The sequence below is a fragment of the Chitinophaga sp. Cy-1792 genome (genome assembly GCF_011752935.1).
Classification (GTDB): domain Bacteria; phylum Bacteroidota; class Bacteroidia; order Chitinophagales; family Chitinophagaceae; genus Chitinophaga.
The window spans coordinates 1108986-1134646 of record NZ_VWWO01000002.1 but is presented as its reverse complement, the minus strand read 5'-3'; the positions used below and the strand labels follow the sequence as shown (position 1 = coordinate 1134646).

The following is a 25661-nucleotide window of genomic DNA, read 5'->3' as shown; positions in this document are numbered from 1 at the left end:
ATTAAAACGCTACGTTTAATCCTGCTACGTACATTTTTGTCAATGGGTTGCTCAGGTCTCCGCCTCTTTCCGGATCATAATCCTTCACTTTGCTGAACGTAAACAGGTTCTTACCGGTTACGTATACACGCAGATTGCTGAGGTGTAAAGATTTCAGCACGGATGGTGAGAAAGTATAGCCCAGGGAGATATTGCGGATCTTCACAAAAGAACCGTCTTTATAACCCAGTGTGGTGATAAATGGTGTTCCGCTTTTGCTCAGACTAGCATTAGGACGTGGATAATCGTTGGTTGGATTTTCCGGAGTCCAGTAGTTGAGCGGCGCACTATTTTCCAGGGCCTGCGGATCATATTTCGCAGCATATTCGGAATTGATCCACTGGCCTATACGTGCATATACGTAGATGTTAAGGTCGAAATTTTTGTATTTGAAGTCATTGTTCAGTCCACCGCTCCATTTAGGCACCTGTGCACCGATAATGACCCTGTCGGAGGTATTGATAACACCGTTACCATCCTGGTCTTTCACTTTAATATCACCTGGTTTGTAACCGAATTTGGCGGCGAGGTCAGCTTCACTGGTTTGCCAGATACCGGTTTTCTGATAATCATAGTACACTTTCACCGGAGAGCCGATAAACCATCCGCTGGCAACGTCGTTGGTACTGCCATCCGCCAGGGCTACGATTTCCTCTTTATTGCGGGAGAAAACGATATTGGAAGTCCACCTGAAGGCTGCGGTGGAAATATTGGTTGTATTAATTGCGATTTCTATCCCTCTGTTCCTCGTTTTTCCGACATTCTGCATCACGGAGCTGTTACCCGAAGAAGTAGGCAGTGTGCGTTGCAGCAGCAGGTCACTTGTTTTTGTATCATAAATATCGATGCTGGCGGAGATCCTGTTTTGCAGTAATCCGAAATCGATACCGAGATTTTTGGTAGCGGAGAGTTCCCATTTCAGGTTGAGATTACCTGCGCGGGAGTCGATACCATAGGCAATGGCCGCGTTGGTGTCGTCCCAGGAGAAAGGTATTTTGGAAAGATTACTTACGGTAGAATAAGGGGCTACCGCGTCGTTACCGGCGATACCATAGCTAAAGCGCACTTTCAGGTCGGAGAAGGTGTTTTGTCCTTTCATGAAGTTTTCATCGATCACGCGCCATGCTGCCGCTCCTGAAGGGAAGAACGCCCATTTGTTGCCGGGGCTCAGTTTGGAGGAACCGTCGGACCTTCCGGTAAATGAGAGTAGATATTTGCCTCTGTAATTATAGTTTAATCTGCCTGAGAAGGAGATCAGTTTATTTTGCTGGTAGGCGCTGCGGATGGCGATACCGCTCACGTTGTTCTGCATGGCGTGATAGAGCTGACTTGGCAGGAGCTGTCCGTCGCCCTGCATCATGCTGCTGTCGCGCTGATCAGTGAGTAAACTTGTTACGGCGGTTACGTCGAAGTTATGGCCGCCAAAGGATTTGGCGTAGTTGGCCACATTTTCCCAGCTGAGATAGCGGCGGTTGGCACTGATAGATTGGGCACGGCTACCGGTAGCGGTGGAGCGGGCGATAGAGTTCTGGCTCATAAACACGCCCTCACGGCTACTCTCCAGGATCACACCTAAGTTGGAACGTAGCATCAGGCCTTTTACCGGGCGTATTTCCAGGTAGGCATTTGCCAGTGCGCGGGTAGTACGGGTGTTATCTTCGTAGGCATTCGGCTGTTCGTCGGCCAATGGGTTGATAGCAGAATAGGCATTAGGATATAATACCAGCTTGCCGGTAGAGTCGAAAGCACTTCCCAGCGGCAGGTATTTATTGGCCTGGTTCATCGGGTCGCGGCGCTGTCCCTGGTTATAATAGGTGATCTGACTCTGCACGCCTACCTTGATGGCATCATTGATCGTCTGATCAATATTAAGACGGGTAGAATAGCGTTTGAGATCATCCAGTTTCAGGATACCTTTTTCGTTGAAGTAGTCGAAAGAGAAATAGACTTTTGTTTTATCAGAACCACCTGCCACGCTGGCCTGGTAATCCTGCTGTAAGCCGTCGTGGATCAGCAGATCAGCATAGTTAGTCCAGATATTATTCTGAATATCATTTAATTCGTAGGAATTAAATATTTTGCTGTCATCGGCGATGCTGTTCCATCTGCCGATGGTCCTGTTCGCTTCTCTTTTAAGGGCAACATATTGCTGGCCGTTCATCATATCCGGGTAGCCATTTACCTGTGAAACGCCGGCATAGGAGCTGACATTCAACTGGGGCTTGCCGGCATTACCACGTTTGGTGGTAACCATGATGACACCGTTTGCACCACGGGAACCATAGATGGCGGTAGAAGAAGCATCTTTCAGCACTTCCATAGACTGGATATCATTCGGGTTGATATCTTCTATGGATTCATACTGCACACCGTCTACGATGTAGAGCGGGCCGTTCCCGGCGGAGATAGACCTGTTACCGCGTACTGTCACATTTACCTTTGCACCTGCTGAACCTGAAGACCGGGTGATATCCACACCGGGCAGCTTACCCTGAACCGATTCCATCACGTTGGTGGAAGGCACTTTACGCAGCTCCTCCGATTTGATGGAAACAACAGATCCGGTAAGGTCACGCTTTTTAACGGCGCCGTACCCTACCACTATAACTTCATCCAGTTTTTTATTACTTTGTTCCAGTTTTACGTTCATTACACCTGGTGTTGCCGGCAATGTTTGCGTGGCATAGCCCAGGTAGGTAAATAATAATTCGGTTTTCCCATCTGGCAATTGCAGGGTGAAGTTACCAGAGGGGTCTGTCTGAGTACCCGTACTCGTTCCTTTCACCTGCACGCTTACCATTGGCAATGCTTCACCGGTGGTGGCATCCGTCACTTTCCCTTTTAAGGTCCGCGACTGAGCCATGGCCCAGCTGGTGATACAGCACAGTACAAAGCAGATCAGGCTAAATTTTTTCATAACGTAATTCGTGAAATTTATTGGCAAATGAGTTTTAGCAAAAATTTTTATACGCGCGATTTAGTTGACAACGTGGTTGATATATCTCGTCTAAACTATACTATGACTGACTTTAGCAGCATATAGCTCATCACAAGTCTACATAACTATTTATTAAAAGGGAATTTTATTTACGCAATCGTTCCCGGAAAAATCATTACATTCACGACGGGGAAAAACTCCTGTAATCCCGTGCTGTAAAAGAAATGAAGTACCAAGCCATCACGATCAAAGACATTGCTAAAGCATTGAATCTCTCCACTTCCACGGTATCCCGTGCGTTGCGCGACAGTCATGAAATTAGCTCAGCCACCAAGCAGGTTGTTATGGAATATGCTGCGAAACTGAATTTCCAGCCTAATCCGATCGCACTCTCATTAAAAGAAAGGAAAAGCCATTCCATTGGCGTGATCGTATCAGAGATCGCCAACAGTTTTTTTTCCCAGATCATTAATGGGATTGAATCGGTCGCCAATGAAAAAGGGTATACGGTCATCATCTCCCAAAGCCATGAAAACTTTGAGAAAGAGATACGCACCTTACAATACCTGGCTTCCAGGAGTATAGACGGACTCCTTATCAGCGTATCCAGTGCCACCAATGACCTGAGTCACCTGAAAGGGATGCACCAGTCCGGGATGCCTATTGTATTTTTCGACAGAACAGTAGAAGATATTACTACACATAAAGTGATGGTAGACAATTACCAGGGCGCTTACAATGCCACCATGCAACTACTGGCGGAAGGACACCACAGCATCGCCTGTGTAGCCAACTCAGAGCACCTGAGCATCACGAAAGATCGTGTAGGCGGCTACCTGGCGGCATTGCAACAGCATAACATCACTGTTGATCCTGCTTTAATAAAATACTGCTTTCATGGCGGAATGTTATTGACAGAAGTAGAAACTGCCGTCCATGAGTTATTACAGGCGAGTCCACGGCCAGAAGCTATTTTTGCCACCTCCGACAAACTCACCACAGGATGTATGCGCGTCCTGAAACGCGCCGGCATTGCAATCCCCCAGGATATGGCACTCACCGGGTTTTCCAATTCCGAACTGATTGAATTACTTCACGCACCTATCACCGTAGTACAACAGCCCGCGTATGAAATGGGGCAGGTAGCCACAGAGCTGCTGTTACAGCTGATAGAGTCGAAAAGGCCTGTGAAGGATTTTAAATCTATTGCCCTGCAAACAAGGATGGTACAGCCACAATAATTATTGCAACCGCTATTGCGCCAGCTTTGACAATAACTTCGACAGTCCTGCCGGATCTGTGATCATCGCATCATGGCCGGTATTCATATCAACATGTTGCCATCCAAGGCTTTTGGCTTTTTCACTCATCCTGGCCATAATAGGCAGCTGTGGATTGGTGCAGGCGATGTAGGTCCTGGGCAAACCATTTCCCAACGCATGATGCAGTTTAATTTGCTGCGCGAAGGTCAAAAAAGGCTGATCAGTTAACCTGGCAGTCACCCAGGCAGCCTTTACAGGATCTGTAACACCGAATATCTGCACCGGGAATGGGGCCAGTGGCTGCTTCGCATCAATATTCCTTTGCTCGGAAGCCTGCATTTCTGCTGGCTGTAGTTCATGCAAACTCTGTCCATTCTCCGCTATAATAGCATCCAGAAAAATCAGGCTTCTTAACCTCCCGGGAATGCTATCTGCCACTCCTTCTATGACTGCGCCTGCATAGCTGTGGCCTACCAGCACTACATTATGTAAATCCTCCATGGTAAGGAGGTTGATAATATCGCTGATATGTGTGTCCAGTCCTACACTTTCATTCAGCGTATTTTTATGCTCACCTAATCCACTCAGCGTAGGTGTATATACTTTATACCCCTGTGCCGTCAGCCGCTGACTTACTTCCTGCCAGCACCAGCCCCCATGCCAGGCGCCGTGTACCAATACAAATACGGGTTTATCATACTTTGCCTGTGCAAAGGCATTTTGTGATAAGGCTATCAATAATACCAATACTAATAGCCGTAATTCTTTCTGTAACTTCATAAAATCTATTTTCATCAAAAGTAGCAGTAGCCAGTGTTCTGGCCAATGACTCACCCTAAAGTGAGCCACCCCTTTAAAAAAATAGTCATGGCAACAAATATCAAAGAAACGTCCAGCAGTATTGAAAACCTGAAGGTATTGGCCGGACATTGCAAGATCAATGGCATCCTTACCAGCATCGGACTTCGCTGGAAGATGCAGTTACTGGTTTGTATAGACGCAGGTATCAGTCAGTTCAGTAAACTGAAGAAGATCTTCCCGACCTTATCTGATCAGGTATTAGGGAAAAGAATAGCAGAAATGCTGGAAGAAGGGCTGATTGAAAAAGAAGAAATTCATACTACCTGGCCTTGTCAGTTTAAATATGAGGTAACCCTGAAGGGGAAAGAGTTGTTGGAGATTATGGTATTGTTGAATAAATGGGGTATTAAGTGGGAAGAAAAGATGTAGAATTTTTTCCGGGTTTTATCGACCGCCTCCGGCGGTCGATAAAACCCGGAAATTTGCCCGCACCTGCGGTGCGGGCAAATTTCCGGGTGAAAAAGTTGATCAGGGCGTAACGCGGAACCAATCAACATCAGCATAACCGGCATCATTGGTTTTAACGGTGCGGTAGCAGCTCAGGCCAACTTTAGCACCAATCCAGCGGCCAGGAACCGCTGTAAACACCGCTCCGGCATCTTTGAATTTCATGCCATCTTCACTGTAACTAAACTGACATTGCGCCCCCGGTTTTACGGTTACGCGGAAGTAAATATCCTTACCGGTAAATTTGGAAATTGTAGTCTTTTCTTCCGGCTTGCCCCTGTCGGCCTTCAGACAGCGCAACGAAGTAATATATACGCCATCTGCCTGGTTTTCAAGCGACAACCCGGCATAGTCGGCACCCATAACGGTAAAGACTATACGATCGCCGTTAAGTCGAGGTGTAAAGCTTAGTTTTGTTGTAACCGTGAATGTTTCTGCCGGGAATTTCTGCAGTAATACATTCGGAATCTCCCAGAGGTTGCGTGCTGAATCCGGCGCCTGTGCAGCGAATAAGCGTAAGCTACCTTTTGCTGGCGACGGGAAAGCCCATCCCGCAGCGGGATTGGCCTGCCACTGCCATTGCAGTCCCAGGGCAGGCGTATTAAATTCATCTGAATCAGGAGGCGTAACGACAGGGAAAGTACCTACGTTCGGTTTGCGCCAGGTGGCCACCGGCGTACCTTTGCCGTCTTTGTCTTTATCTTCTCCTATCACCGGCCAGTCGTTGACCCACTGCATCGGCTGCAAATGTATCACACGTCCATAGGCTTCCTGGTCCTGGAAATGCAGGAACCAGTCCTCCCCTTTCTGTGTCTGTACCCAGGCGCCCTGGTGCGGGCCGTTCACTTTTGAATTGCCCTGGTCCATCACAATTTTACTTTCGTAGGGGCCGTAAATATTTTTTGAACGCATCACCAGCTGCCATCCCGTAGATACGCCACCAGCGGGCGCAAAGATGTAGTAGTATCCATTACGTTTATACAACTTCGGGCCTTCCAGTGTAGGGTTGGCATCGTGGCCGTCGAATACCATAACACCTTCATCGATAGCTTTGGTGCCTTCCGCATTCAGCTGTTTTACGACGATAATGCTTTTTATACCTGCACGACTACCCGCGTAGGCATGCACCAGGTATACCTTTCCGTCGTCGTCCCAGAGCGGACAGGGGTCTATCAGTCCTTTGCCGGCAACTACCAGTTCAGGCGCTGACCATGGTCCATTGATATTTTTAGATTTGGTAAGATAAATACCGAAGTCCGGGTCAGGATAATAAATATAGAATTCATCATTATGGTATCGGATAGCGGGCGCCCACACACCGTTGCCATGCTGCGTTTGCGAGAAATGATCAAATGGTGGCTGACGTAATAATGCATGTCCGGTCAGCTCCCAGTTGACCAGGTCTTTAGAATGAAGGATAGGCAGTCCGGGAACAGCATCAAAGCTGGATGCGATCATATAAAAATCATCATTCACACGGATAGCGTCCGGGTCGGAATAGTCGGCATACAGCACCGGATTTTTATAGGTGCCGTTTCCATTGTCGGCCACCCATACTTTAGAAACCTGCTGCTGAGCGTGCAGTGCGACAGGACATGCTGCCAGCAGTCCTATCAGGTAATGTGATAATCTCATTATAATTTAAATTTCCAGTCTCCGTAAATAAATGACGGTGTAAAAGCGGCGGCTTCTTTTTTAGTCAGTTGCCTGGCCCATTTCACGCGTGCGTTGGTATTTGCGCCTGGGCCATAATTTTTGTATTCGGCATAGCGTGCAGTTTGTTCGTTGGTTGTTTTGCCCCAGTTGTCCCAGCCCTGCGGGAGTATATGCCCACCCAGGTAACAGTTAATATATGTAACGCTCGAAAACGGCCTCCATGGCCTCCCCAGGTACACTTTCGTTACGCCGCTGTCTGCCGTAATTTTACATTCTTTAAAAACATATCCGGCGGATTGTGTCTGTATGGTGGAAGCTGCGGTAATATAGGCGTCCCTGTTACTGTGGATATGACATTTATAGAATAACGCTGCCGCATATCCGAAAATAAAGTCGATGCTGCCTTCGATATAACATTCGCGGTAGTATTGACGTGTAGGCCCGTAACTACCTGCCAGCAGTGTATCCTGGTAGCCCAGCATACGGCAATGGATAAACGAAGCGCGATCAGCTTTCACCGCCAGTGCTACTGCCTGTCCGGCGGTGGGGCCGGCAGTATTCTGAAAAGTAAGGTGTTCGGCGCGAAAATCCGATGCGTTGATACTACAGGAATAAGAAGTGAAAGTACGTATAGAATCCCCGTTGGGGGCTCTTCCGCCGGCATGGTCTGCATAGGTGATGATGGTATTGTTTTCATCTTCCCCTATTAAAGTAATGTGGTCTTTGGTAGAATCCAGGTGTAGCTTTTCTTTATAAATTCCTTTTTTTATGTAGATGACCAGCGGTTGTTGGTTGTGAAGCGGAACTGCGTCCAGTGCGGCTTGTACGGTAGTATAATCGCCTGTACCATCCTGTGCCACCGTTTTGGTAGCTGTTTGTGCGTGCAGTGTTATCGTGCATGCCGACAGTAGCAGTACGAGAAAAAATTTTATCATAGCGTGGTATTCGTTTCCACGCATCAAAATAGTAAATGCCACTAAGAAAGGCGTGTTTATTTACGCAATCGTTCCCGATGCTCCCGCTGCCCGCAGGATTTCCTGCAATGCTTCCGGTTGGGTGATAGCGAGTAGTTTGCCATCGGACCTGACCAGTGCGGCGGCGATGAGGTCCTGCAATACACGGAAGGTAGTTTCATAGGTAGCGCCGATGTAGGCAGATAAATCCTGTTTGGTTAAAGGCAGGTTGATAAATCCTTCCGGTGTAGTACCAAATTTTGTGTGTAGTAGCAGTAATGCATTTGCCAGTCGTGCTTTTACGGGAAGATGTGCAAGTCCGTGCATATAGCGTTCTGCTTCCTGCAGTTCCTGTGCATAGAAGCGCATCAGCTGGTACAGGAATTCGTGGTTTACTTTAAGGGATGCCTCGAAGAAGGGCATGTCTACATAGCAAACCGTAACAGGACTCATGGCTGTGGCGGTAACCGGGTAAAGGTTTTCGGTGCTGCCGATGCCCCTGTGGCCAAGGATTTCACCTTTGCCGGCAAAGCGGACGATGAGGTCTTTGTCGGTGCCCCAGTGTTTATGTACTTTTACGATCCCATCATAGACAAAGTAGATGCCCTCCACCGGATCCCCTTCACGGAAGATGGTTTCATTTTTTTTGAACCGATAGTTTTTTACTTGTAGCCTGACCGCAGTTTTCCATTCGGGCATGGATAGCCGGCACAACATGCATGTTTGTCCGTCGCAGGAGAGTTTGTTGTCTGTTCTCATACTAGCAGTTGCAAAGAGGAATTTTTAAAGCATTGCTATTTTTCCTATTTGCACATTTTCACAGTTCACTATAAAAATATGAACGAAATCTACACAAAATTTATAAATTACAATCAATCATCTGCTTAAAAAACAAAAAACACCCAAAAATAATAAATATATATTTTATTGTAATATAAATACAGGTAATTATACGTTTTGTCAAAAGACAATCGTAGCCTATCTTCATCGTGCCAGCATAATACATCATCATGAGTACCCTTTCCCTGATCCTTGTTTTAATAGCCGCCATCATACATGCCTTATGGAACCTCATCACCAAACAGGTGAAGGGAGGATTGCCATTTTTCTGGCTACTATCTTTGTTTTCAGCAGTAATATTTGCACCAGTACTGATCTACCAGATCAGCAGTGCCAAAGTAGAGATCACCAGCACCGCCATCTGGCTGGCCCTTGGCAGCGGACTGCTGCACATCTTTTATTATATCGCCTTGCAGGTAGGCTATCACAAGGCAGACCTTTCTGTAGTATACCCTGTGGCGCGGGGCGCAGGGCCGCTGTTTTCCGTAACGGGCGCTATCCTGCTTTTCGGGGAAAGACCGGGCATACCAGCCTATATTGGCTTTGTGCTGATCATCACTGGTGTGATTTTACTAACAGGATTAAAACTAAGCGGAAGCAGCAAGCAAGTACTAACCGGACTCAATTACGGCCTGCTGACAGGCATTTTCATTGCCGGGTATACGTTGTGGGACAAAAAAGCCGTTGCCGATTACCATATTTCTCCCTTATTCATCAGCTTTGGTTCGATGATCCTGCCGTTGCTGGCACTTACGCCGGTGGCTATACGAAAATCTGAAGAAGTAAAAGTTTCGGTGAAGCTGCACTGGAAGGCCGCTTTGATGGTTTCCATCCTGCAACCCGTCTCCTATTTGCTGGTATTGATTGCCATGAAAACCACGCCGGTAAGTTATGTAGCGCCCGTACGTGAGCTGAGTATCGTTATCGGGGTATTCTTTGGCGTCAACCTGCTGAAAGAAAAAGATGCCACCCGCCGTATGATCGGTGCGGTCATCATCCTGGCAGGCATAGCACTGCTGGCTTTCAGCTAAACAACCACTGCCCTTGCCTGCAGCATGCAGGGTTTTGTTAATACCCGCAGATGCCCCCATAAATTTCCCTACATTTGAATTTCGCAAATAACCGGTTTTATGGAAACGACCTCACTGGAAGATTTTTACAGGGAATATAAAGGCGTGGTACCCGAGGGCATCAGTAATGAGATCGGGCATTTCAATGTATTCAAGACGGCAGATACCGTGGCCGCGGTGAAAGCCAATAAAGGCATGCCCTACAACCGGCGGAATTATTATAAGATCAGTATGATCAACGGCCGGAACAGGGCAGAGTACGCAGACAAAGTGATCGAAATCGAGCAGCACGCGCTGTTATTTGCCAGTCCGAAGATCCCTTATAACTACCAGCCCCTGGACGATGACCAGCAGGGATATTTCTGCATATTCACCCATGACTTCATGCTGCCGCGCAAAAGCGGCGTTGTGCTGGACGACCTCCCCATCTTCAAATCCGGCGGTTATCCGGTGTTCCAGGTATCGGAGAAGGAAGCGGAAGCCATTACCGCTATTTTTAAAAAGATGTATGAAGAGATATCTTCCGATTATGCCTATAAATATGACCTGCTGCGAAATTATGTAATGGAAGTCATTCACTACGGGCAGAAGCTACAGCCAATGACCGCCCTGTACCCTACCCATAATGCTGCTCACCGTATCGCTTCCCTGTTCATAGAGCTGCTGGAGCGGCAGTTTCCGGTAGAGCCGCCACATCAGCGGATGGAGCTGCGCACTGCCAGCGACTTTGCCGATCGTTTAGCCGTACATGTCAATCATCTTAATAAAGTATTAAAAGAAAATACCGGGAAAACCACCACCGAGCTCATCAGCCACCGCATTACCCAGGAAGCGAGAATACTACTCAAACAAACAGACCTGAGCATTTCTGAAATAGCCTATGGACTTGGCTTTGAAGAAGTGGCGCATTTCTCCAACTTCTTCCGGAAACAAACGGCCATTACCCCGGTCAGCTTCAGAAAGCAGCCCGGCATTTGATTTTTGCAAACCATGGATTGAATAGCGTAACAATGATCCGGCAAAACCGGCAGACATTTGTGTAGTCGATTGATAACAACAATTATTGAACAATTGGCAACAGAAATCTTTTATACAAATAAAATATTGTTATGACTACCAGAACCAAAATTGCCCTGGTAACAGGGGGAAGCAGAGGATTAGGCAAAAACATGGCACTCGCCATCGCAGATAAAGGCATCGACGTTATCATCACCTATCACAGCAAGGCTGATGATGCAGCCGAAGTGGTGAAAGCCATTGAAGCCAAAGGCCGTAAAGCAGCCGCCTTACAGCTGGACACCTCTCATGTGGCCGCTTTTGATGCCTTTTTTAAAGAATTCAGCACGGTATTAAACAAAACCTTTAACAGCAATCATTTTGATTTCCTGGTAAATAATGCCGGTACAGCCTTATATGCGCCTGTGGCATCTACCACAGAAGAACAGTTTGATACCGCCGTCAACATACATTTCAAAGGGGTATTCTTCCTGACACAGAAAGCACTCCCTTTCCTGAACGACGGTGGCCGTATCATCAATATTTCTTCCGGCCTGGCACGTTTCACGCCTCCCGGCAGCAGCGTTTACGGCTCACTGAAAGGCGCCATAGAAGTGTTTACCCGGTACCTGGCAACTGAACTCGGCGCACGTGGCATCGCTGCCAATACCGTAGCACCAGGCGCTATTGAAACCGATTTCGGTGGCGGCAGAGTGAGAGACAATAAAGAAATCAATGATGTGATTGCTGCTCATACCGCTTTAGGCCGTGTAGGCCTGCCGGATGACATCGGTGGCGTAGTAGCATTCCTCTGCACGGAAGAAGCCAGATGGATCAATGCGCAACGTATTGAAGTAAGTGGTGGAATGAACCTGTAAACAACAGCTATTATATAGGAAAGCCCCGGAAAGTCAGTGACCTTCCGGGGCTTTCATTATAATAAAAACGTTAGTCTCTTGGCAGTTCCGGCCGTTGCATTTTGTATTGGGTTGCAGTGATGGCGTCCATAAACGCCACAATAGCGCCGATTTCATCCTTAGTGAGGTTCAGTTTATGCAGAATAGGATCTGTATAAGGGAACAGGCTATCCTGCGCCTTTTGCTCCGGCTTTGGATCAATCATATGCATACCACTGTTGTAGATATTGACTACGCCGGTAATATCGTTGAACAGGCCGTTGTGCATCCATGGTGCGTTATGCATCACATCGCGCAGGGATGGCGTTTTGAATTTGCCTACATCATTGGCATCATGGGTAATTTCATATCTGCCCAGGTCCTGGTATTTACGCTTGTAGTAAGTCAGGCCGATATTATGGAAGCTCTCATCTGTCAGGTACTGACCGTTGTGGCAGTTCATACATCTTGCTTTTGTTCTGAAGAGATGCATACCATATAGTTCCTGGTCAGAAAGTGCTTTATAATCACCTTCCATGAATTTATCGAAACGGCTTTTACGGCTGGTAATGGTTTCCTGGAAAGCGGCGATGGCGCCTACGATCATTTCCTGTGTTACCTGCGTAGTACCAAAAGCTTCCTTGAAGAGCTTCTGATAGGCTTTTATCTGGCTGAGTTTAGGGCCCAGCTTTTCGATGTTCATATCCATTTCGTGGTGCGTCTGGATAGGAAAGGCAGCCTGTGCTTCCAGGGAGGCGGCGCGGCCATCCCAGAAGAATGATTTGCGCTGCGCTACGTTCAGCAGTGAGGGCGTGTTACGGGTACCTTCCAGATGGTCGGTACCAAGTGACACACGTCTGCCATCTCCCCACGACAAATGCGGATCATGGCAGCTGCTACAGGAAATCTGGTTGGAGCTGGATAATATCGGATCAAAGAATAACAGCTTACCGAGATTCACTTTCGGCTGTGCAATAATTCTGAAATAACTGGTATCTACGGTTGGCAATGGCTTAAACTCTGCATATACGATCCCTGCATCAATATCCGGCTTCGGCCATTCAGACACCGGCTTTTCATACAGTGCACGCAATGCAGCTGAAGGATCAGGCTGCGCAAGAAAACTACTGCCTGTTACAAATGCCACCAATGTGGCCACGATGATAAATTTTCTTTTCATAGCACTAAGGCTGGCAATTAAAATTGAATAGCTGTCATCACGCTGAAATCGCGTCTGCCAATGGCATTGCGACCTTCATATGCAGCTTTAATATAGCAGGAAAGCTTATTTTTCAGTGGAAAATCTATCCGGACACTTCCGCCATAATTAAGACCAGACGCTGTTAAGTACGCAAAGTTACTCGTTAGCATGGAATAAATGGCAGTTTTCTGGTCTACATCACTCCAATAAAAATCATTACCCAGGTTCTCCTGGCGTTCAAGCTTACCAGAGAGCGTAAGCACCTTTTTACCCAGTTGTTTGCGCAGGGTGATATCACCACCGGCAGTCAGTTGCTGGTACAGCATTTCTCTGTCCGGGGAAACATAGCGCTGCGTATGGTCTTCGTAGCGCGCCTGCGCACCGATGTACCAGTCGAGATAACCACCCGTATGACCATACACCGATCTGAAATGATAGGTTTCGTACTGGTGTATGTACCGTGGAGACGAGGATATTTTGTTGATGTTGTTTTCTGAATTCTGCACATCAAAGATGGCTTCTATTCCCTTTCGCTCCACCATATTCACTGATCCCTGCACAATAAAATGGTGCTGGCCCTGCTCCAGCAGATAACCGGCATTACCTCCCATATTGTTTTCCTCCACAGATCCTACTTCATAAATATCGTTGCCGCCGCTTTTGGAGGTACGTTTTTTTATATCACTTTGGTGAAGATCGAATCCGGCGAAGAACCCGCGGTAATCCGTCGGGCTGATCTTTAAGGAAAACCCATAGCCGACACCGTTATACCAGGCATTCAGTAATGAGCCTACCAGCAGCTTATTGTACACTCCCAGTCCTGCATCGTGGTACACAACGGGTTGCCCCAGTTCACTTACGAAAGAGAGTTTGTTTTTCTGACTGTATTTATTGAGCAGCACATCTGCCGCGATTGCATATTTGTTATTTATTTTCCGGGAGATGGCCAGATCGATATTGACATCGGAGGAGATGTTGACCGGGCGAGGATCCCTGGAGCGATAAGATTGTTGTCCCCTGAAGCCTACGGTGCCTGCTACCTGGTATTGTCCGAGCGTTTTTGCTAGTCCTCCAGAGAAGGAATAGGTCTCTGCTTTCAGGTCGCCACCGATAGAATCTGCCATGACATAGGGATAAACCAGCTGATAATCGGCCGTTTCGTTGAATTTCACGGCATATTGCGTTTCACTGCTGTAGGCAGCGTTTCCCCAGAGGGTGAGGTTTTTCACCTTTTTCTGGTAGGTTTCTGCCTGCAGGGAAAAATACTGCTGTCCACTCCCCTCCTGCTGCAGGTATAGGTCTTGCGTGTATTTGCGGTAGGATGCCACCAGCGAAGCGTAGCTAATCTGTCGTTGATAAATTTTCAGTGCCGGGCTTGCGTAGAGCTGATCCCTTCCCAATGCTGTCACGTTTGTCTGTTCCTTAGCCAGCGGTACTAAAGTGGAATCCTGGGCTTGTGCTGTAAAGCGCAGACCCAGGAAAGCAAAGATGTATATTGTTTTTTGCCAGTTCATTATTCAATTAAGGCATTAATGAAGGCTTAACTTCAGGATCGAAGTCAAGCGTTGAATTATTGTTATCCTGTAAAATCACACGTCCGTCAGGGTTAGTACTCAGCACCTGGCGTCTTACTGCTTTACCATAACGGTTATTATCACCATCTACTTTACCACAGTACGACCAGCCCATATCCAGTGCAGGAGAAGTTAAGATCCATGCAAAATCAGATGGGATAGAGAGATTCACTGCATCCAGGATCCAGTTGTTGGCGATGGTATAGCCGGTAGATTTGGTAGTACCGCCGGCATCATTTACATACGAATAAGTATATAAGTTATTTGCTTTAAAACTGATGGGTGTTACGCCGGCAGGGAAACGAGCCAGCACATAGCTTTTGAAGCCCCTGTTATGCATGGTCATGGCGGTGGTAACATTGATAAGATCAGGCACCTGCGGATTATCTACGTTGATAGAAGACAATAATGTCAGCTCAAAATTAGCACCGGTCAGGTCCATTGAATTGGCATTATATTCCTTGTGGTTGATTGCGTTGTTGGCAATAACGATTTGTTTGCCCGGTAATACCGGATAGTCTTTACCGTTACCAGGGATCATTACCACGGAACCTGCGCTGAAGGTATCTTTCATGATATCCGGCGTATAGGCGCGTTTGGTAGTAGAGAGGAAGGCCGCTTCTGCGATCACCAGTCCATCTGCGTATAAGGTATCCGCAGAGTTATTGTAGATGATAAAATATTTATCTCCATTATACTGTTTACCTTCCGGCGTAACTGTACCGGTGAAGAATATTTCTCTGAATACAAAATTAGCCCCTGTGTTATAAAGGAATAAGGAGAGATTAAGCGCGAATGAACCACCTTTTACTACTACACCCTGCTGGAAGCCGCGTACCTTTCCCGTCTGGGTAACGCCATCCGCGTTATATTCAATATCACCTTCCAGACTTACATTATAGGAACCTTCTGCCAATACGATTTTGGATAATTCAGCAGCATTATTAATGGTAAAGGTGGTAGACACTCCACTGTTCACTTCCTTGAAGATGATATTCAAATTGGAAGTTTTCACCCCTTCCAGTCCTTGTGGATTTTGCAAGCTTACGGCAACGTTGGTTTTGCTGATAGAGATGCCGTCTTTTTTGCAGGCAACAAATGTGCAGGCGCCGGCAGTCAGCAATACAAAAAACAGTTTAGTTAAACGCATATAATATTATATCAATTAGAGTTTGAAATTCATTTCCATTCCGAAGTAAGGGCTGCTGAGGCCACTTCTTCTTTTTGTTGTACCGAAACTGGTATAATCCGGTGTATAGGTAAGCAGTCTGTTAACGAACATGGAGATGACGCCTACTTTCTTAAATTCCTTGCTCACCTTCAGGTTTACCTGTAAATCGATGGGCACCACATATTTGAAGAAGGCGCTTCCGCTGTAATTCGTTACCAGGTAATTCACTTGCGGATCGGTGTAGCTTGCGCTGGTAAAGGGATATGATTTACCATCAGGTGCAATATAATAGGCCGGCACACCTGATTTGTAGGACGTCTGGCTGCTGGTAAACCAGAGATTCTGCACGGAAGCAGATACGATCAGTCCAAGGTTTGGCAGGTAGCTATCTGCCATAATATTTGTATTGAACTGTTCCCTGATGGAGGCATCAGGATCAGTAAACACACCGATATATTGTGCAATATTGCCATTAACAGCCACTTGCTGATCTATCTTATAGGTAGGCTGGTTGTCACTATAGGTAGTGCGATAATAAGCGCCCGTTACAGTGAAACGTGTATTGATTGCCGTTATACGTCTGGATGCGAACTGGAATTCCACCCCGTTTTTAATCAGTTTGCTGCCATTGGTAGTTTTCGATGTACCATAATAGCGGCCGGTGGTTTCATAATTAAATTCTGATAATTCCGGCAGATGGTCCAGTTTTGCTGCATCTACGGAGTTGACGTCATATTTTTTATAGGAATAATAGTTCAGGGCAGATACAGACCTGAAGCCCGAATTCATATATTCATGGAACCAGCTGAAGCTAAGCCTGTTTTCGTTAAAGGTGATATCGCCGGTAAATTCCAGTTTTTTGTTGACTGCTGCCAGCAGGTCGTAATTCACTCTGCTGTTGATATACGTTACTGCATTGGCTCTTCTGTAGGCAGGATTATTATGGAAATAATTCAGCTGTACAAAGTCGAGGTACTGTGGCAGTGGATATAACTGGTCAGTGGTAGGCATTTTTGTTTGCAGGCCATAACCGCCGCCCAGTGTCACTGTTAAAGGTTTTGCGTTGATATAGAAATTGGGTAATGTCCACCGGGTATTGACACGTGGGTCGAGGTAGATTTTATTGGCCAGTGCATAGCGACTGTCCATGCCAGCCAGTGTCATAGCTCTTACACCGCCGGCGGCGACGAGAGTATGGCGGCCGAGGTGCCAGGTGAGTGCATCTTCAGCGAAGCCGGCAACGTTCAGCATACCGGGGATGGAGTCGAAGGCACGCGGGCGGGCCATGATGCTTTCTGTAGGTGGGAAATTGATATCGTACTGTTGTCCTTTGCCTAAGTTCTTGCTATAGTTGGCCTCCATGCCCACTTTCACCTGATGCTGCGCACCTGCAGCCTTAAACTGGAGATTTGTCTGGGCTTTGAGGAATCCCAGCAGTGGCTGGCCATCTACTAACAAATAGGAAGTATAGCTGGGCGTCAGGTACATGATATCATGTTCACCGGCAGTTAATGAATTGAACAATACGGTGGCAGATTTAGCCTGCATCCATTTGGTGATATCCATTCTGTTATGCTGGTAGTTCAGTTGTCCGGCAATTTCCCATGATTGCCACAGGGCGTTGCGGTTGGCAGCCTGGCTGCGGATGCTGCTGCTGATACCGTAGGAGTTATAGGTAGATTTATATTTATCCGTCAGTGCGTAGCTGTTATCCGGGTCGGTGCGTTTATTGTCGATATTGGTGCTGTAATCGAGTGCCGCATTCCATTTAATCAGTCGTTTGTCGGTGATCCAATGTTTCTCTGTTCTTACGCTGGCATTGATCCTGTTATAATTTTCGAAGCTATTGGTAGGATCAGCTTTAGCCTTCAGGTAGCCCAGGTCGAAGTTGAGTGTCATCTTTTGAGCGGGGAGGTCGAAGCCTTTTCCTACGGCAAAGAGTTTACTGAACCCATCGGCTTTCATGCGTACATTCAGTGTTGTGGCCCCTTTGACGCGATTGATTTTTACCAGTCCGCTGGTGAGGTCACCATATTCAACAGAAGGAATTCCCCTGATGATTTCTACGCTTTCGATCTGGTCGGTGGAGATATTACGCATGTCGACACCGGCGTTAACAGCACTTTTGCCACTATTAGGATCGTTTGAAACGAAGGCGGATGAACTCTGGAGGTTGGCGCTGGTATTGACTGGCGCGCCATCTATCAGGAAGGCGGTACCCAGGGAAGAGATATTAAAATCAGAACCGCCGCCGCCAGTTTCCCGGAGTTTTACCTGGTTCATGGCTGTCAGTTTAGGATCAGTGGCGCGGCCGCCAGGCAATAGTTCCATGAGGTCGGAGAAGCTGGAGGGCTGCAGGTGGCTCATGGCCTTGCGGTCGATAACGGAGGCCGTGCTGAGTCCTTTTGATTCCGCTGCTGTTACATATACTTCAGATAATGTTTTTATTTTTTTCGTTACGATGATTTCCAGTGGCTGGTCTTTGTGGAAGTGGATGGTCAGCGGCGCTGCCTGGTAGCGCATACTATATATACCTATGGTATAGGTACCATAGGGCAGTTGTTTGAACAGGAAGTGTCCCTGCTCATCACTGACAGTGCTGAAAGGTTGTTTATTGTCTGCTGCGGTGGCAACAACAGTAACGATATCGGCTACACGGGAACTATCTTTATCCCAGAGGTTACCGGATAACACGCCTGATGCCTGCTGCGCATAGGTTCCGGCAGGTATAAGCATTAGCAGCATAGTGGCGAGGCATAGGCCCAGGTTGATTACTCTTAAATAGTTGGTACGGTTCACGCTAACATCCAGATCTTTTGATTGCCTGCAAAGGTAGATGATGATAAACAGTGGAACCAGCTTTTGGGCTGTTGCGGGCATAATAAATTCCGGATACGATCAATGCGTTTCCCGATCCGATTATCGCTTCCCGAGGGCTTTTTATCATTTTATCCCTTTTTCTTTACCAAAATTGCAAAATCACGTTCATTTTTTGTCATTTCACTAACAATTCAATTATTTACTTGAAAATATTTTACTTTTTAGATTATTTTATTGAATTTTGTCATACCAATTCAAAAATTGATCAGAAATTATTCAAACATACCAGTGAAAAAAGCAATTTAAAATGAGTGCCCTCACCAAAACACAGTATCCAGGCAAATTACTGGTACAGGAACAACTTATTTCGCGGATTAAGGACCACTTTTCCGCAGCACTTTGCGAGGCCCTGTGCCTGACGAAAGTAAATGCACCCTTGTTTGTACAATCCGGTACCGGGTTAAATGATGACCTCAACGGCGTGGAGCGTCCGGTGAGATTTAATCTCAAAGGCATAGACCATCATGTAGAGATCGTCCATTCCCTGGCCAAATGGAAACGCAGACGCCTGTACGAACTGGGCATACAACCCGGAGAAGGTATTGTTACCGATATGCGTGCCATTCGTGCCGACGAGGAAATTTCCCCGGTACATAGTTTTTATGTAGATCAATGGGACTGGGAGAAATCTATCCGGCAGGAAGAGCGTAACCTGGTAACCCTCCGCGATACCGTTACGGCGATCTACGACAGTGTACGCAGCGCCAATACGATGCTGCGCGAACACCAGGACAGCATCCTGGAACTTCCTGAGGAGCTGACCTTCATACATAGTGAAGTGCTGCTGACCCTATACCCGGAGCTGACGCCCAAAGAGCGTGAAAACAGGATTGCCCGGGAACACGGCGCCGTATTCATTTTCGGTATCGGCGGGCCGCTGAGCAACGACCTTGTGCACGACGACCGGGCCCCGGATTATGACGACTGGACGACTCCCAACGAAGATGGCTTCAATGGCCTCAATGGGGACCTGATCATCTGGAACCCTATCCTGGATCGGGCCCTGGAAATTTCCTCCATGGGTATCCGCGTAGATGCTACAGCATTACGCCGCCAGCTCGGAATGAAAGGCTGCAGCGAACGTGCCGGCCTCGACTTCCATCACAACATCCTCGAAAACGTTTACCCGCTGTCGATGGGTGGCGGTATCGGACAATCAAGATTATGTATGCTGCTGCTACAGAAACAGCATATCTCCGAAGTACAGGCAAGCATCTGGCCAGACGAACATCAGTAAAATTTATATAATTTGTCCGGCTGTTCGGACTTTAAACCATCAGGAAGCCTTCTCTATTCATTTAGGGAAGGTTTTTCATTTTTATGTACCCGCAGTACAGCAACGGTTTACGGGAACCCAGGCACACCGGATAGCTAAAACGTTTAACTAAATTTCCTGTTTTTGTTATTTTATTATTAATTTACCATTGTAATTATGACGAAGATTGTATTAGTAAGTGATATAAACCGAACCTTTGCCAATCATCGACTTACCAAACGAGACCGCACTACTTGAGCGAGTGGCCGCAGGAAATGCGGATGCATATACCATCATATTTAATCACTACAGTAACCATGTATATGATGTGGCCATGGTATATCTGAAGGATACCTACCTGGCCACGGAAACGGTACAGGACATCTTTCTGAAGATCTGGATAAAAAAAGAAGGATTACCTGGCATAAAAAATTTCCGGGATTACCTCTTCATACTTACCCGCAACCATATATATGATAGCTTTAAGCGCAGGCTGACGCGCATAAAGGTATACGACATACATCAGCAGCAACAGCCGCTTGCCACAGCAGATGCCGACCACCGGCTGCTGGAACATGAATACAGCGGCATCCTGAACAGGGCAGTATCGTCGCTGCCACCGGAACGCCGGAAAGTATACCAGGCCAGGATGGCAGGCTTCAGCAACGAAGAAATCTCACAACAACTTAACATCTCCATACATACAGTAAAAAAACATATGAGCCTGGCATCCCAGTCTGTACGATCCTTCGTGCAGGCAAACGTCAACAACGACGTTTTGCCAATACTCTTACTGATACTGGCTTTCAGGAGATAATTCCCTATTCTCAACTATTATGAAAAATTTTTTTTCAGGACGGTTACTCCTTCCGGAGGAGTTGTACGTCTTTACCTTACATCCACCGGGAAAACTGATATAATATGAAGGAAGTTCAACAACTGTTATCACAGTACAGGAGCGGTCGTATCACAGCCGAAGCGCTGGAGCGGCTGCAACAGTTATTGGCGACCGGTGACTACGATGAAGTGCTGCAGGACGACATTATGCACTCCCTGCGTACCGGCGTTCCTGCAAGTGACTGGGCACCAGCCGCACAACAGGCCGTACTGGCCAGCATCCTGGGCAAGCAGGAAGAAGCCCCCGCACCTAAGAAGGTACACCACCTCTCCCGCTGGAGGTATGCCGCCGCCGCTGTGGCCCTGCTGGCCATCGCCGGTAGCGGTTATTACTATCAACTCCGGCAGCAGCCTTCTACTCCTAAAATCGCCTTTAAGCGCCAGCCTATGCAACCGGGCAGCAACAAGGCCATGCTGATCCTTGCAGATGGCAAAGCCGTGTCGCTGGACAGCGCCAACACCGGCAACATTGCCACCCAGGGCGATGCTTCCATTGTAAATACGGGCAACAGCCTTTCCTATAATGCCAACGGCAAATCAGCACAGGTGGTCTATAATACCGTGGTAACGCCCAGAGGCGGCCAGTTTCAGCTGGGCCTCCCGGATGGCAGCAAGGTATGGCTCAATGCTGCCAGCAGTATTCGCTTCCCTACCGCCTTCAGGGAAGGCGAGCGCCGCGTACAGATCAGCGGAGAAGCCTATTTCCAGGTGGCCGCCAATGCACAGCAGCCCTTCTTCGTGGAAGTAAACGGCAACAAACAGCTGTCGGTACAGGTATTAGGCACCAGCTTCAATATCATGGCCTATAACGACGAAAAAGCCGTGACAACCACCCTGGAATCCGGATTGGTAAAAGTATTGTACAAAGATAAATTCCTGACGCTGAAACCAGGACTGGGCGCGAGTTTGAACGAGGCTAATGAATTCGAAACAGCCGCTGCCGACCTGGAAGAAGTACTGGCCTGGAAAGAAGGGAAATTCCGTTTCCGTAATACCAGCGTACAGACAATCATGCGGCAGATATCCCGCTGGTACGATGTAGATATCAGTTATGAAGGGGACCTGGCCGATGTCAGGCTGACAGGAGTGATATCCCGCAGGGAAGATGCCGGCACATTATTAAAGATATTATCAACAACCAAACTGGTCCGGTTTGAGGCCAGCGATAATAAAATCCAGGTAAAACCTGTGAAGGAATAGTAACTATTTATATCCACTTATGATTAAAAAATAACAGTTATGAAAACGTGAATGATTCTACCCGGTTACGAAAAAACCGGAAGCACGCCAATGCTCCCGGTTGAATGCGGCCATCCAAATTTCCATTTGCACTAAAAAATTGAATTTCTAACGCCACACAAAACAAAAGTATGGAACTCCTTTGTACCTGCAAAGTCCGCAGAAAGGGCGGGCATTTGCATAGAAAACTATTATTGACTATGCGATTAACCGCAATATTGACACTTGTTTTCACGCTAAACCTGAGCGCCAAAACTTTCTCACAAAGCATTACCATCAAGGGAAAACACCTCCCGCTCTATGATGTATTCAATAGTATCAGTCGCCAGACGGGCTATGAATTTGTGTATGATGAAAAGATGCTGCAAAAGGTAGCACCCGTAAATCTTGATATGAACAAGGCATCATTGACGGAAGTCCTGAATGCCTGCCTCAGTAATAAACTCTTTACCTACAGCATTGTAGACAAAACCATCGTGGTCTCTCCCAGGCCCAAAGCCACGGAAACCGCTGCAGCAGCGGGGCCTATAACAGGAAAGATTACCGGCGACAATGGAGAACCGCTGGTAGGGGTATCTATCCAGGTCAAAGGTACCAGTAAAGGCACCGCTACCGATATCCAGGGTTCCTTTTCCCTGCAAGCCAATCCCGGCGATGTACTGGTGGTTACATATGTTGGATTCGCCCAGCAACAGATAACTGTTGGCAATAACACGACTATCAATATCAGGATGGCGCCACAGGACAGTCAGCTGAGTGGTGTGGTAGTAACGGCACTGGGTATACGCCGCCAGGAGAAATCCATCACCTACTCCACCCAGCAGGTAAATGGCCTGGAGCTTACCAAAGCAAAAGATCCGAACTTAATTAATACCCTGAACGGTAAAGTGGCTGGTCTTACGATTTCCACCAGCAGCTCCGGTGTGGGAGGTTCTTCCAAGGTAATCCTTCGTGGCAGCAAGTCGGGCTTAGGTTCTAACCAGGCGCTGTATGTGATAGATGGGGTACCGATGAACAATACCCTTTCCAATCAGCCAAGCAGCATTTATGGCGGTAGTAACTCCTACGATGGTGGCGACCCGATTTCCAACCTCAACCCGGAAGATATTGAAAACATCACCGTGCTGAAAGGCGCCTCTGCGGCCGCGTTATATGGTAGCCAGGGCGCTAATGGCGTTATCCTGGTAACCACCAAATCCGGAAAATCCGGGCACTCTTCTGTGAGCCTGTACTCCGGCTTCAACTTATCACAAGCGGCTTCTCTGCCTAAGTTTCAGAATAACTATGCAGAAACAAAAGACAGCAGCACCACCAGCTGGGGTTCAAAAATCAGCAACCCTGTCAACCGCGATAACCTGAAGGATTTCTTCCAGAATGGCCAGCTGTTTACCAATGCAGTAAGTCTTTCCGGTGGCAGCGAGCAGGCACAGACCTACTTCTCCTATGCCAACGTTTCCGGCAGAGGTATTGAGCCAGGTAATAATATTGCCCGTAACAACATCGACTTTAAAGAAACCGGTCATTTCCTGAACAACAAGCTGACCGCTACTGCCGATGTAAACTATATGACCCAGAAGATTGACAATATGCCGTTATCCGGTTACTATTTCAATCCATTAACAGGCCTGTACCTGTTTCCACGTAGCCTGGACATCACCCAATATAAAAATACCTTTGAAGCACCGGATCCGGCAAGGAACTACCTGATGACACAGAACTGGCTCTTCAACGAAGATGTACAGCAGAACCCATGGTGGATTACCAACCGCAATACCAATTCGCTCAACCGCAACCGCATCCTGGCAAATGCCAGCCTGAAATATGATGTCAACAAATGGCTGAATGTGCAGGCACGCGGAAGCATTGACCGTATCTCCGATAAATACGAACAGAAAATATATGCTGGTACACAACAGGTACTGGCATCTGCCAACGGTAGTTATAACTATTCCAACAACACCACTACCCAGCAATATGGCGACCTGCTTGCCAACTTCAATTTCCCTGGTAAAAAAATCAGTGTAAATGGATTAGTTGGTACCAGTATCCGTGATGTAAAAACAGATGGCGACTACTTCAATTCCGGAAAAGACGGTCTTTTCATTCCAAATGTATTTACCATCCAGAACGTGCATACATTGGACGGTGCCCAATCAGGTACCACCCAGCAAAAGCACAGCCAATGGCAGTCTGTATTTGCCAGCGCCAATATCTCCTTTGAAGAATGGATTTACCTGGACCTGACTGCCCGTAATGACTGGGCGTCCAACCTGGCGTTTACCCCTCAGATGAACTACTTCTACCCTTCTGCGGGTCTGAACGTTATTCTGACACAGGCACTGCACCTGCCTAAGGCTATTTCCTTTGCAAAAGTGCGTGGTTCCTATGCTATTGTAGGTAACAGCCCGCTGGCCTACCAGAGTAATACGCCACTGGCTAAACTGGGTACTTCCGGTAATATCGTAGTAAGTACAGCCAATCCGTTCATTGCCCTGAAACCAGAAAAGACCAAATCGCTGGAACTGGGTACCGAATGGCGTTTTCTCGAAAACCGTTTAAGCTTCGACGTTACCTACTATAAAACAAATACCACCAACCAGACACTGGAAATTGCCGCACCACAGGCAACACTTAACAATACCGTATTCATCAATGCCGGTAACATCCAGAACCAGGGTGTGGAGGCAATGGTTCGTTATGATGTATTCCCTAAAGAAAACAAACTGCAATGGAATACAGGGCTGAACTTCGCTACCAACCAGAATAAGATCATTTCCTTATCGCCACAGGTAGACCGTTTCACCTTATCAGGAGCTTCCGGCGCCAACTACGCCTCCCAGTTTAAAGTAGGTGGTTCTTTCGGCGACATCTATGGTACCGTATTACAGAAAGATGCCCAGGGCCGTGTCCTGATCCAGGATGGCAAACCCGTAAAACAAGGCGGCGACATGGTATACCTCGGCAACGGTAATACCAAATGGCAGCTGGGATGGAACAACAACCTGTCCTTTGGCAACTTCACCTTCTCCTTCCTGATCGATGGTAAATTTGGCGGACAGGTAATGTCTGTTACCCAGGCGATGCTGGATGGCTATGGCGTATCAAAAGCGACTGGTGATGCCAGAGATGCCGGCGGTGTGAAAGTGAACGGTGTAGACGAAACCGGTAAGGCAGTAACTACTGTAGACGCAGCCAACTGGTACTCCGTAGTAGGCGGCAGAGAAGGTGTTTCCGGAGAATATATGTACAGCGCCACCACCGTACGTCTGAGAGAGGCGGCACTGGGCTATATGATTCCATTACATAACACCTTCCTCAAAACGCTGAAATTCTCTGTGTCAGGTCGTAACCTCATCTATTTCAGCAAAAAAGCGCCATTTGATCCAGAGCAGACCATGTCTACTGCAAACGGACTTGGCGGCGTAGATGCGTTCATGTTACCTGCCACCCGCAACTATGGTCTGACATTGAATGCTACATTCTAAT

Annotated in this window: 18 protein-coding genes; 9 read left to right on the top strand and 9 right to left on the bottom strand. The window is 47.3% G+C overall.

What is annotated here, in order from left to right; all coding sequences use genetic code 11:
* Position 1: 1 nt before the first annotated feature.
* Positions 2–2956: a TonB-dependent receptor gene (locus F3J22_RS18720; protein ID WP_167019466.1), complete on the bottom strand. Its 2955-nt coding sequence runs from the start codon at positions 2954–2956 to the stop codon at positions 2–4.
* A gap of 245 nt (positions 2957–3201) precedes the next feature.
* On the opposite strand from F3J22_RS18720, the gene F3J22_RS18715 reads away from it, so the two are divergent.
* Positions 3202–4218, top strand: a complete 1017-nt coding sequence (locus tag F3J22_RS18715) for a LacI family DNA-binding transcriptional regulator (protein WP_167019465.1) — start codon at positions 3202–3204, stop codon at positions 4216–4218.
* A gap of 12 nt (positions 4219–4230) precedes the next feature.
* Here F3J22_RS18715 and F3J22_RS18710 read toward each other — a convergent pair whose 3' ends face one another.
* Positions 4231–5019, bottom strand: a complete 789-nt coding sequence (locus tag F3J22_RS18710) for an alpha/beta fold hydrolase (protein ID WP_167019464.1) — start codon at positions 5017–5019, stop codon at positions 4231–4233.
* Positions 5020–5106: 87 nt separating this feature from the next.
* On the opposite strand from F3J22_RS18710, the gene F3J22_RS18705 reads away from it, so the two are divergent.
* The gene (locus F3J22_RS18705; protein ID WP_205195411.1) at positions 5107–5469 is read left to right on the top strand and encodes a helix-turn-helix domain-containing protein; all 363 of its coding nucleotides are present in this window, start codon (positions 5107–5109) and stop codon (positions 5467–5469) included.
* A 99-nt stretch (positions 5470–5568) separates the two neighbouring features.
* Here the strand turns inward: F3J22_RS18705 and F3J22_RS18700 are convergent, their stop codons facing one another.
* Genes F3J22_RS18700 through F3J22_RS18690 form a run of 3 tightly spaced genes read right to left on the bottom strand, consistent with a single transcriptional unit; the run spans position 5569 to position 8915 of the window.
* Positions 5569–7182, bottom strand: coding sequence for a glycoside hydrolase 43 family protein (locus F3J22_RS18700; protein ID WP_167019462.1), 1614 nt, complete (start codon positions 7180–7182; stop codon positions 5569–5571).
* Complete coding sequence (locus F3J22_RS18695) at positions 7182–8138, bottom strand: pectinesterase family protein (RefSeq protein WP_205195409.1); 957 nt, start codon at positions 8136–8138, stop codon at positions 7182–7184. Before F3J22_RS18695 ends, F3J22_RS18700 begins: the two co-directional genes overlap by 1 nt.
* Before the next feature lie 60 nt (positions 8139–8198).
* Complete coding sequence (locus F3J22_RS18690; protein WP_167019461.1) at positions 8199–8915, bottom strand: Crp/Fnr family transcriptional regulator; 717 nt, start codon at positions 8913–8915, stop codon at positions 8199–8201.
* Positions 8916–9166: 251 nt separating this feature from the next.
* Here F3J22_RS18690 and F3J22_RS18685 point away from each other — a divergent pair, with 251 nt between their 5' ends.
* The 3 genes from F3J22_RS18685 to F3J22_RS18675 all read left to right on the top strand — a co-directional run bounded on the left by F3J22_RS18685 (position 9167) and on the right by F3J22_RS18675 (position 11940).
* Positions 9167–10027 (top strand): DMT family transporter, encoded by an 861-nt coding sequence (locus F3J22_RS18685; RefSeq protein WP_167019460.1) that lies wholly within the window; start codon positions 9167–9169, stop codon positions 10025–10027.
* A gap of 99 nt (positions 10028–10126) precedes the next feature.
* Positions 10127–11044 carry an AraC family transcriptional regulator gene (locus tag F3J22_RS18680; RefSeq protein WP_167019459.1) on the top strand — a complete coding sequence of 306 codons (918 nt, stop codon included), beginning with the start codon at positions 10127–10129 and terminating at the stop codon, positions 11042–11044.
* A 131-nt stretch (positions 11045–11175) separates the two neighbouring features.
* Positions 11176–11940: an SDR family oxidoreductase gene (locus F3J22_RS18675; RefSeq protein WP_167019458.1), complete on the top strand. Its 765-nt coding sequence runs from the start codon at positions 11176–11178 to the stop codon at positions 11938–11940.
* Positions 11941–12010: 70 nt separating this feature from the next.
* Here F3J22_RS18675 and F3J22_RS18670 read toward each other — a convergent pair whose 3' ends face one another.
* From F3J22_RS18670 to F3J22_RS18655, 4 genes are read right to left on the bottom strand one after another with little or no spacing between them, the layout of a single operon-like run.
* A complete protein-coding gene (locus F3J22_RS18670; RefSeq protein WP_167019457.1) occupies positions 12011–13138 on the bottom strand; it encodes a cytochrome-c peroxidase in 1128 nt (375 codons plus the stop codon).
* 17 nt (positions 13139–13155) lie between these two features.
* A complete protein-coding gene (locus F3J22_RS18665) occupies positions 13156–14673 on the bottom strand; it encodes a DUF6850 family outer membrane beta-barrel protein (protein WP_167019456.1) in 1518 nt (505 codons plus the stop codon).
* Between the two features lie 7 nt (positions 14674–14680).
* Positions 14681–15883 (bottom strand): DUF4876 domain-containing protein, encoded by a 1203-nt coding sequence (locus tag F3J22_RS18660; protein WP_167019455.1) that lies wholly within the window; start codon positions 15881–15883, stop codon positions 14681–14683.
* 15 nt (positions 15884–15898) lie between these two features.
* Entirely contained in the window at positions 15899–18784 is a 2886-nt protein-coding gene (locus F3J22_RS18655; protein ID WP_167019454.1) for a TonB-dependent receptor plug domain-containing protein, read from the bottom strand.
* Between the two features lie 247 nt (positions 18785–19031).
* Between F3J22_RS18655 and asnA the strand changes: the two genes are divergently transcribed.
* The 4 genes from asnA to F3J22_RS18635 all read left to right on the top strand — a co-directional run bounded on the left by asnA (position 19032) and on the right by F3J22_RS18635 (position 25660).
* Entirely contained in the window at positions 19032–20021 is a 990-nt protein-coding gene (gene asnA, locus F3J22_RS18650) for an aspartate--ammonia ligase (RefSeq protein WP_167019453.1), read from the top strand.
* Between the two features lie 235 nt (positions 20022–20256).
* Positions 20257–20856, top strand: coding sequence for an RNA polymerase sigma factor (locus F3J22_RS18645; protein WP_167019452.1), 600 nt, complete (start codon positions 20257–20259; stop codon positions 20854–20856).
* Positions 20857–20960: 104 nt separating this feature from the next.
* Entirely contained in the window at positions 20961–22136 is a 1176-nt protein-coding gene (locus F3J22_RS18640) for a FecR family protein (RefSeq protein WP_167019451.1), read from the top strand.
* 239 nt (positions 22137–22375) lie between these two features.
* On the top strand, positions 22376–25660 hold the full coding sequence (locus tag F3J22_RS18635) for a SusC/RagA family TonB-linked outer membrane protein (RefSeq protein WP_167019450.1): 3285 nt from the start codon (positions 22376–22378) through the stop codon (positions 25658–25660).
* Position 25661 lies beyond the last annotated feature (1 nt).

Coding starts and splice junctions, on each gene's coding strand:
- F3J22_RS18685 (WP_167019460.1), top strand. CDS start 9,167: ATGAGTACCCTTTCCCTGATCCTTGTTTTAATAGCCGCCATCATACAT.
- F3J22_RS18675 (WP_167019458.1), top strand. CDS start 11,176: ATGACTACCAGAACCAAAATTGCCCTGGTAACAGGGGGAAGCAGAGGA.
- F3J22_RS18710 (WP_167019464.1), bottom strand. CDS start 5,019: ATGAAGTTACAGAAAGAATTACGGCTATTAGTATTGGTATTATTGATA.
- F3J22_RS18665 (WP_167019456.1), bottom strand. CDS start 14,673: ATGAACTGGCAAAAAACAATATACATCTTTGCTTTCCTGGGTCTGCGC.
- F3J22_RS18655 (WP_167019454.1), bottom strand. CDS start 18,784: ATGCCCGCAACAGCCCAAAAGCTGGTTCCACTGTTTATCATCATCTAC.
- F3J22_RS18640 (WP_167019451.1), top strand. CDS start 20,961: ATGAAGGAAGTTCAACAACTGTTATCACAGTACAGGAGCGGTCGTATC.
- F3J22_RS18700 (WP_167019462.1), bottom strand. CDS start 7,182: ATGAGATTATCACATTACCTGATAGGACTGCTGGCAGCATGTCCTGTC.
- F3J22_RS18660 (WP_167019455.1), bottom strand. CDS start 15,883: ATGCGTTTAACTAAACTGTTTTTTGTATTGCTGACTGCCGGCGCCTGC.
- F3J22_RS18680 (WP_167019459.1), top strand. CDS start 10,127: ATGGAAACGACCTCACTGGAAGATTTTTACAGGGAATATAAAGGCGTG.
- F3J22_RS18705 (WP_205195411.1), top strand. CDS start 5,107: ATGGCAACAAATATCAAAGAAACGTCCAGCAGTATTGAAAACCTGAAG.
- F3J22_RS18670 (WP_167019457.1), bottom strand. CDS start 13,138: ATGAAAAGAAAATTTATCATCGTGGCCACATTGGTGGCATTTGTAACA.
- F3J22_RS18715 (WP_167019465.1), top strand. CDS start 3,202: ATGAAGTACCAAGCCATCACGATCAAAGACATTGCTAAAGCATTGAAT.
- F3J22_RS18635 (WP_167019450.1), top strand. CDS start 22,376: ATGCGATTAACCGCAATATTGACACTTGTTTTCACGCTAAACCTGAGC.
- F3J22_RS18695 (WP_205195409.1), bottom strand. CDS start 8,138: ATGATAAAATTTTTTCTCGTACTGCTACTGTCGGCATGCACGATAACA.
- F3J22_RS18690 (WP_167019461.1), bottom strand. CDS start 8,915: ATGAGAACAGACAACAAACTCTCCTGCGACGGACAAACATGCATGTTG.
- F3J22_RS18720 (WP_167019466.1), bottom strand. CDS start 2,956: ATGAAAAAATTTAGCCTGATCTGCTTTGTACTGTGCTGTATCACCAGC.
- asnA (WP_167019453.1), top strand. CDS start 19,032: ATGAGTGCCCTCACCAAAACACAGTATCCAGGCAAATTACTGGTACAG.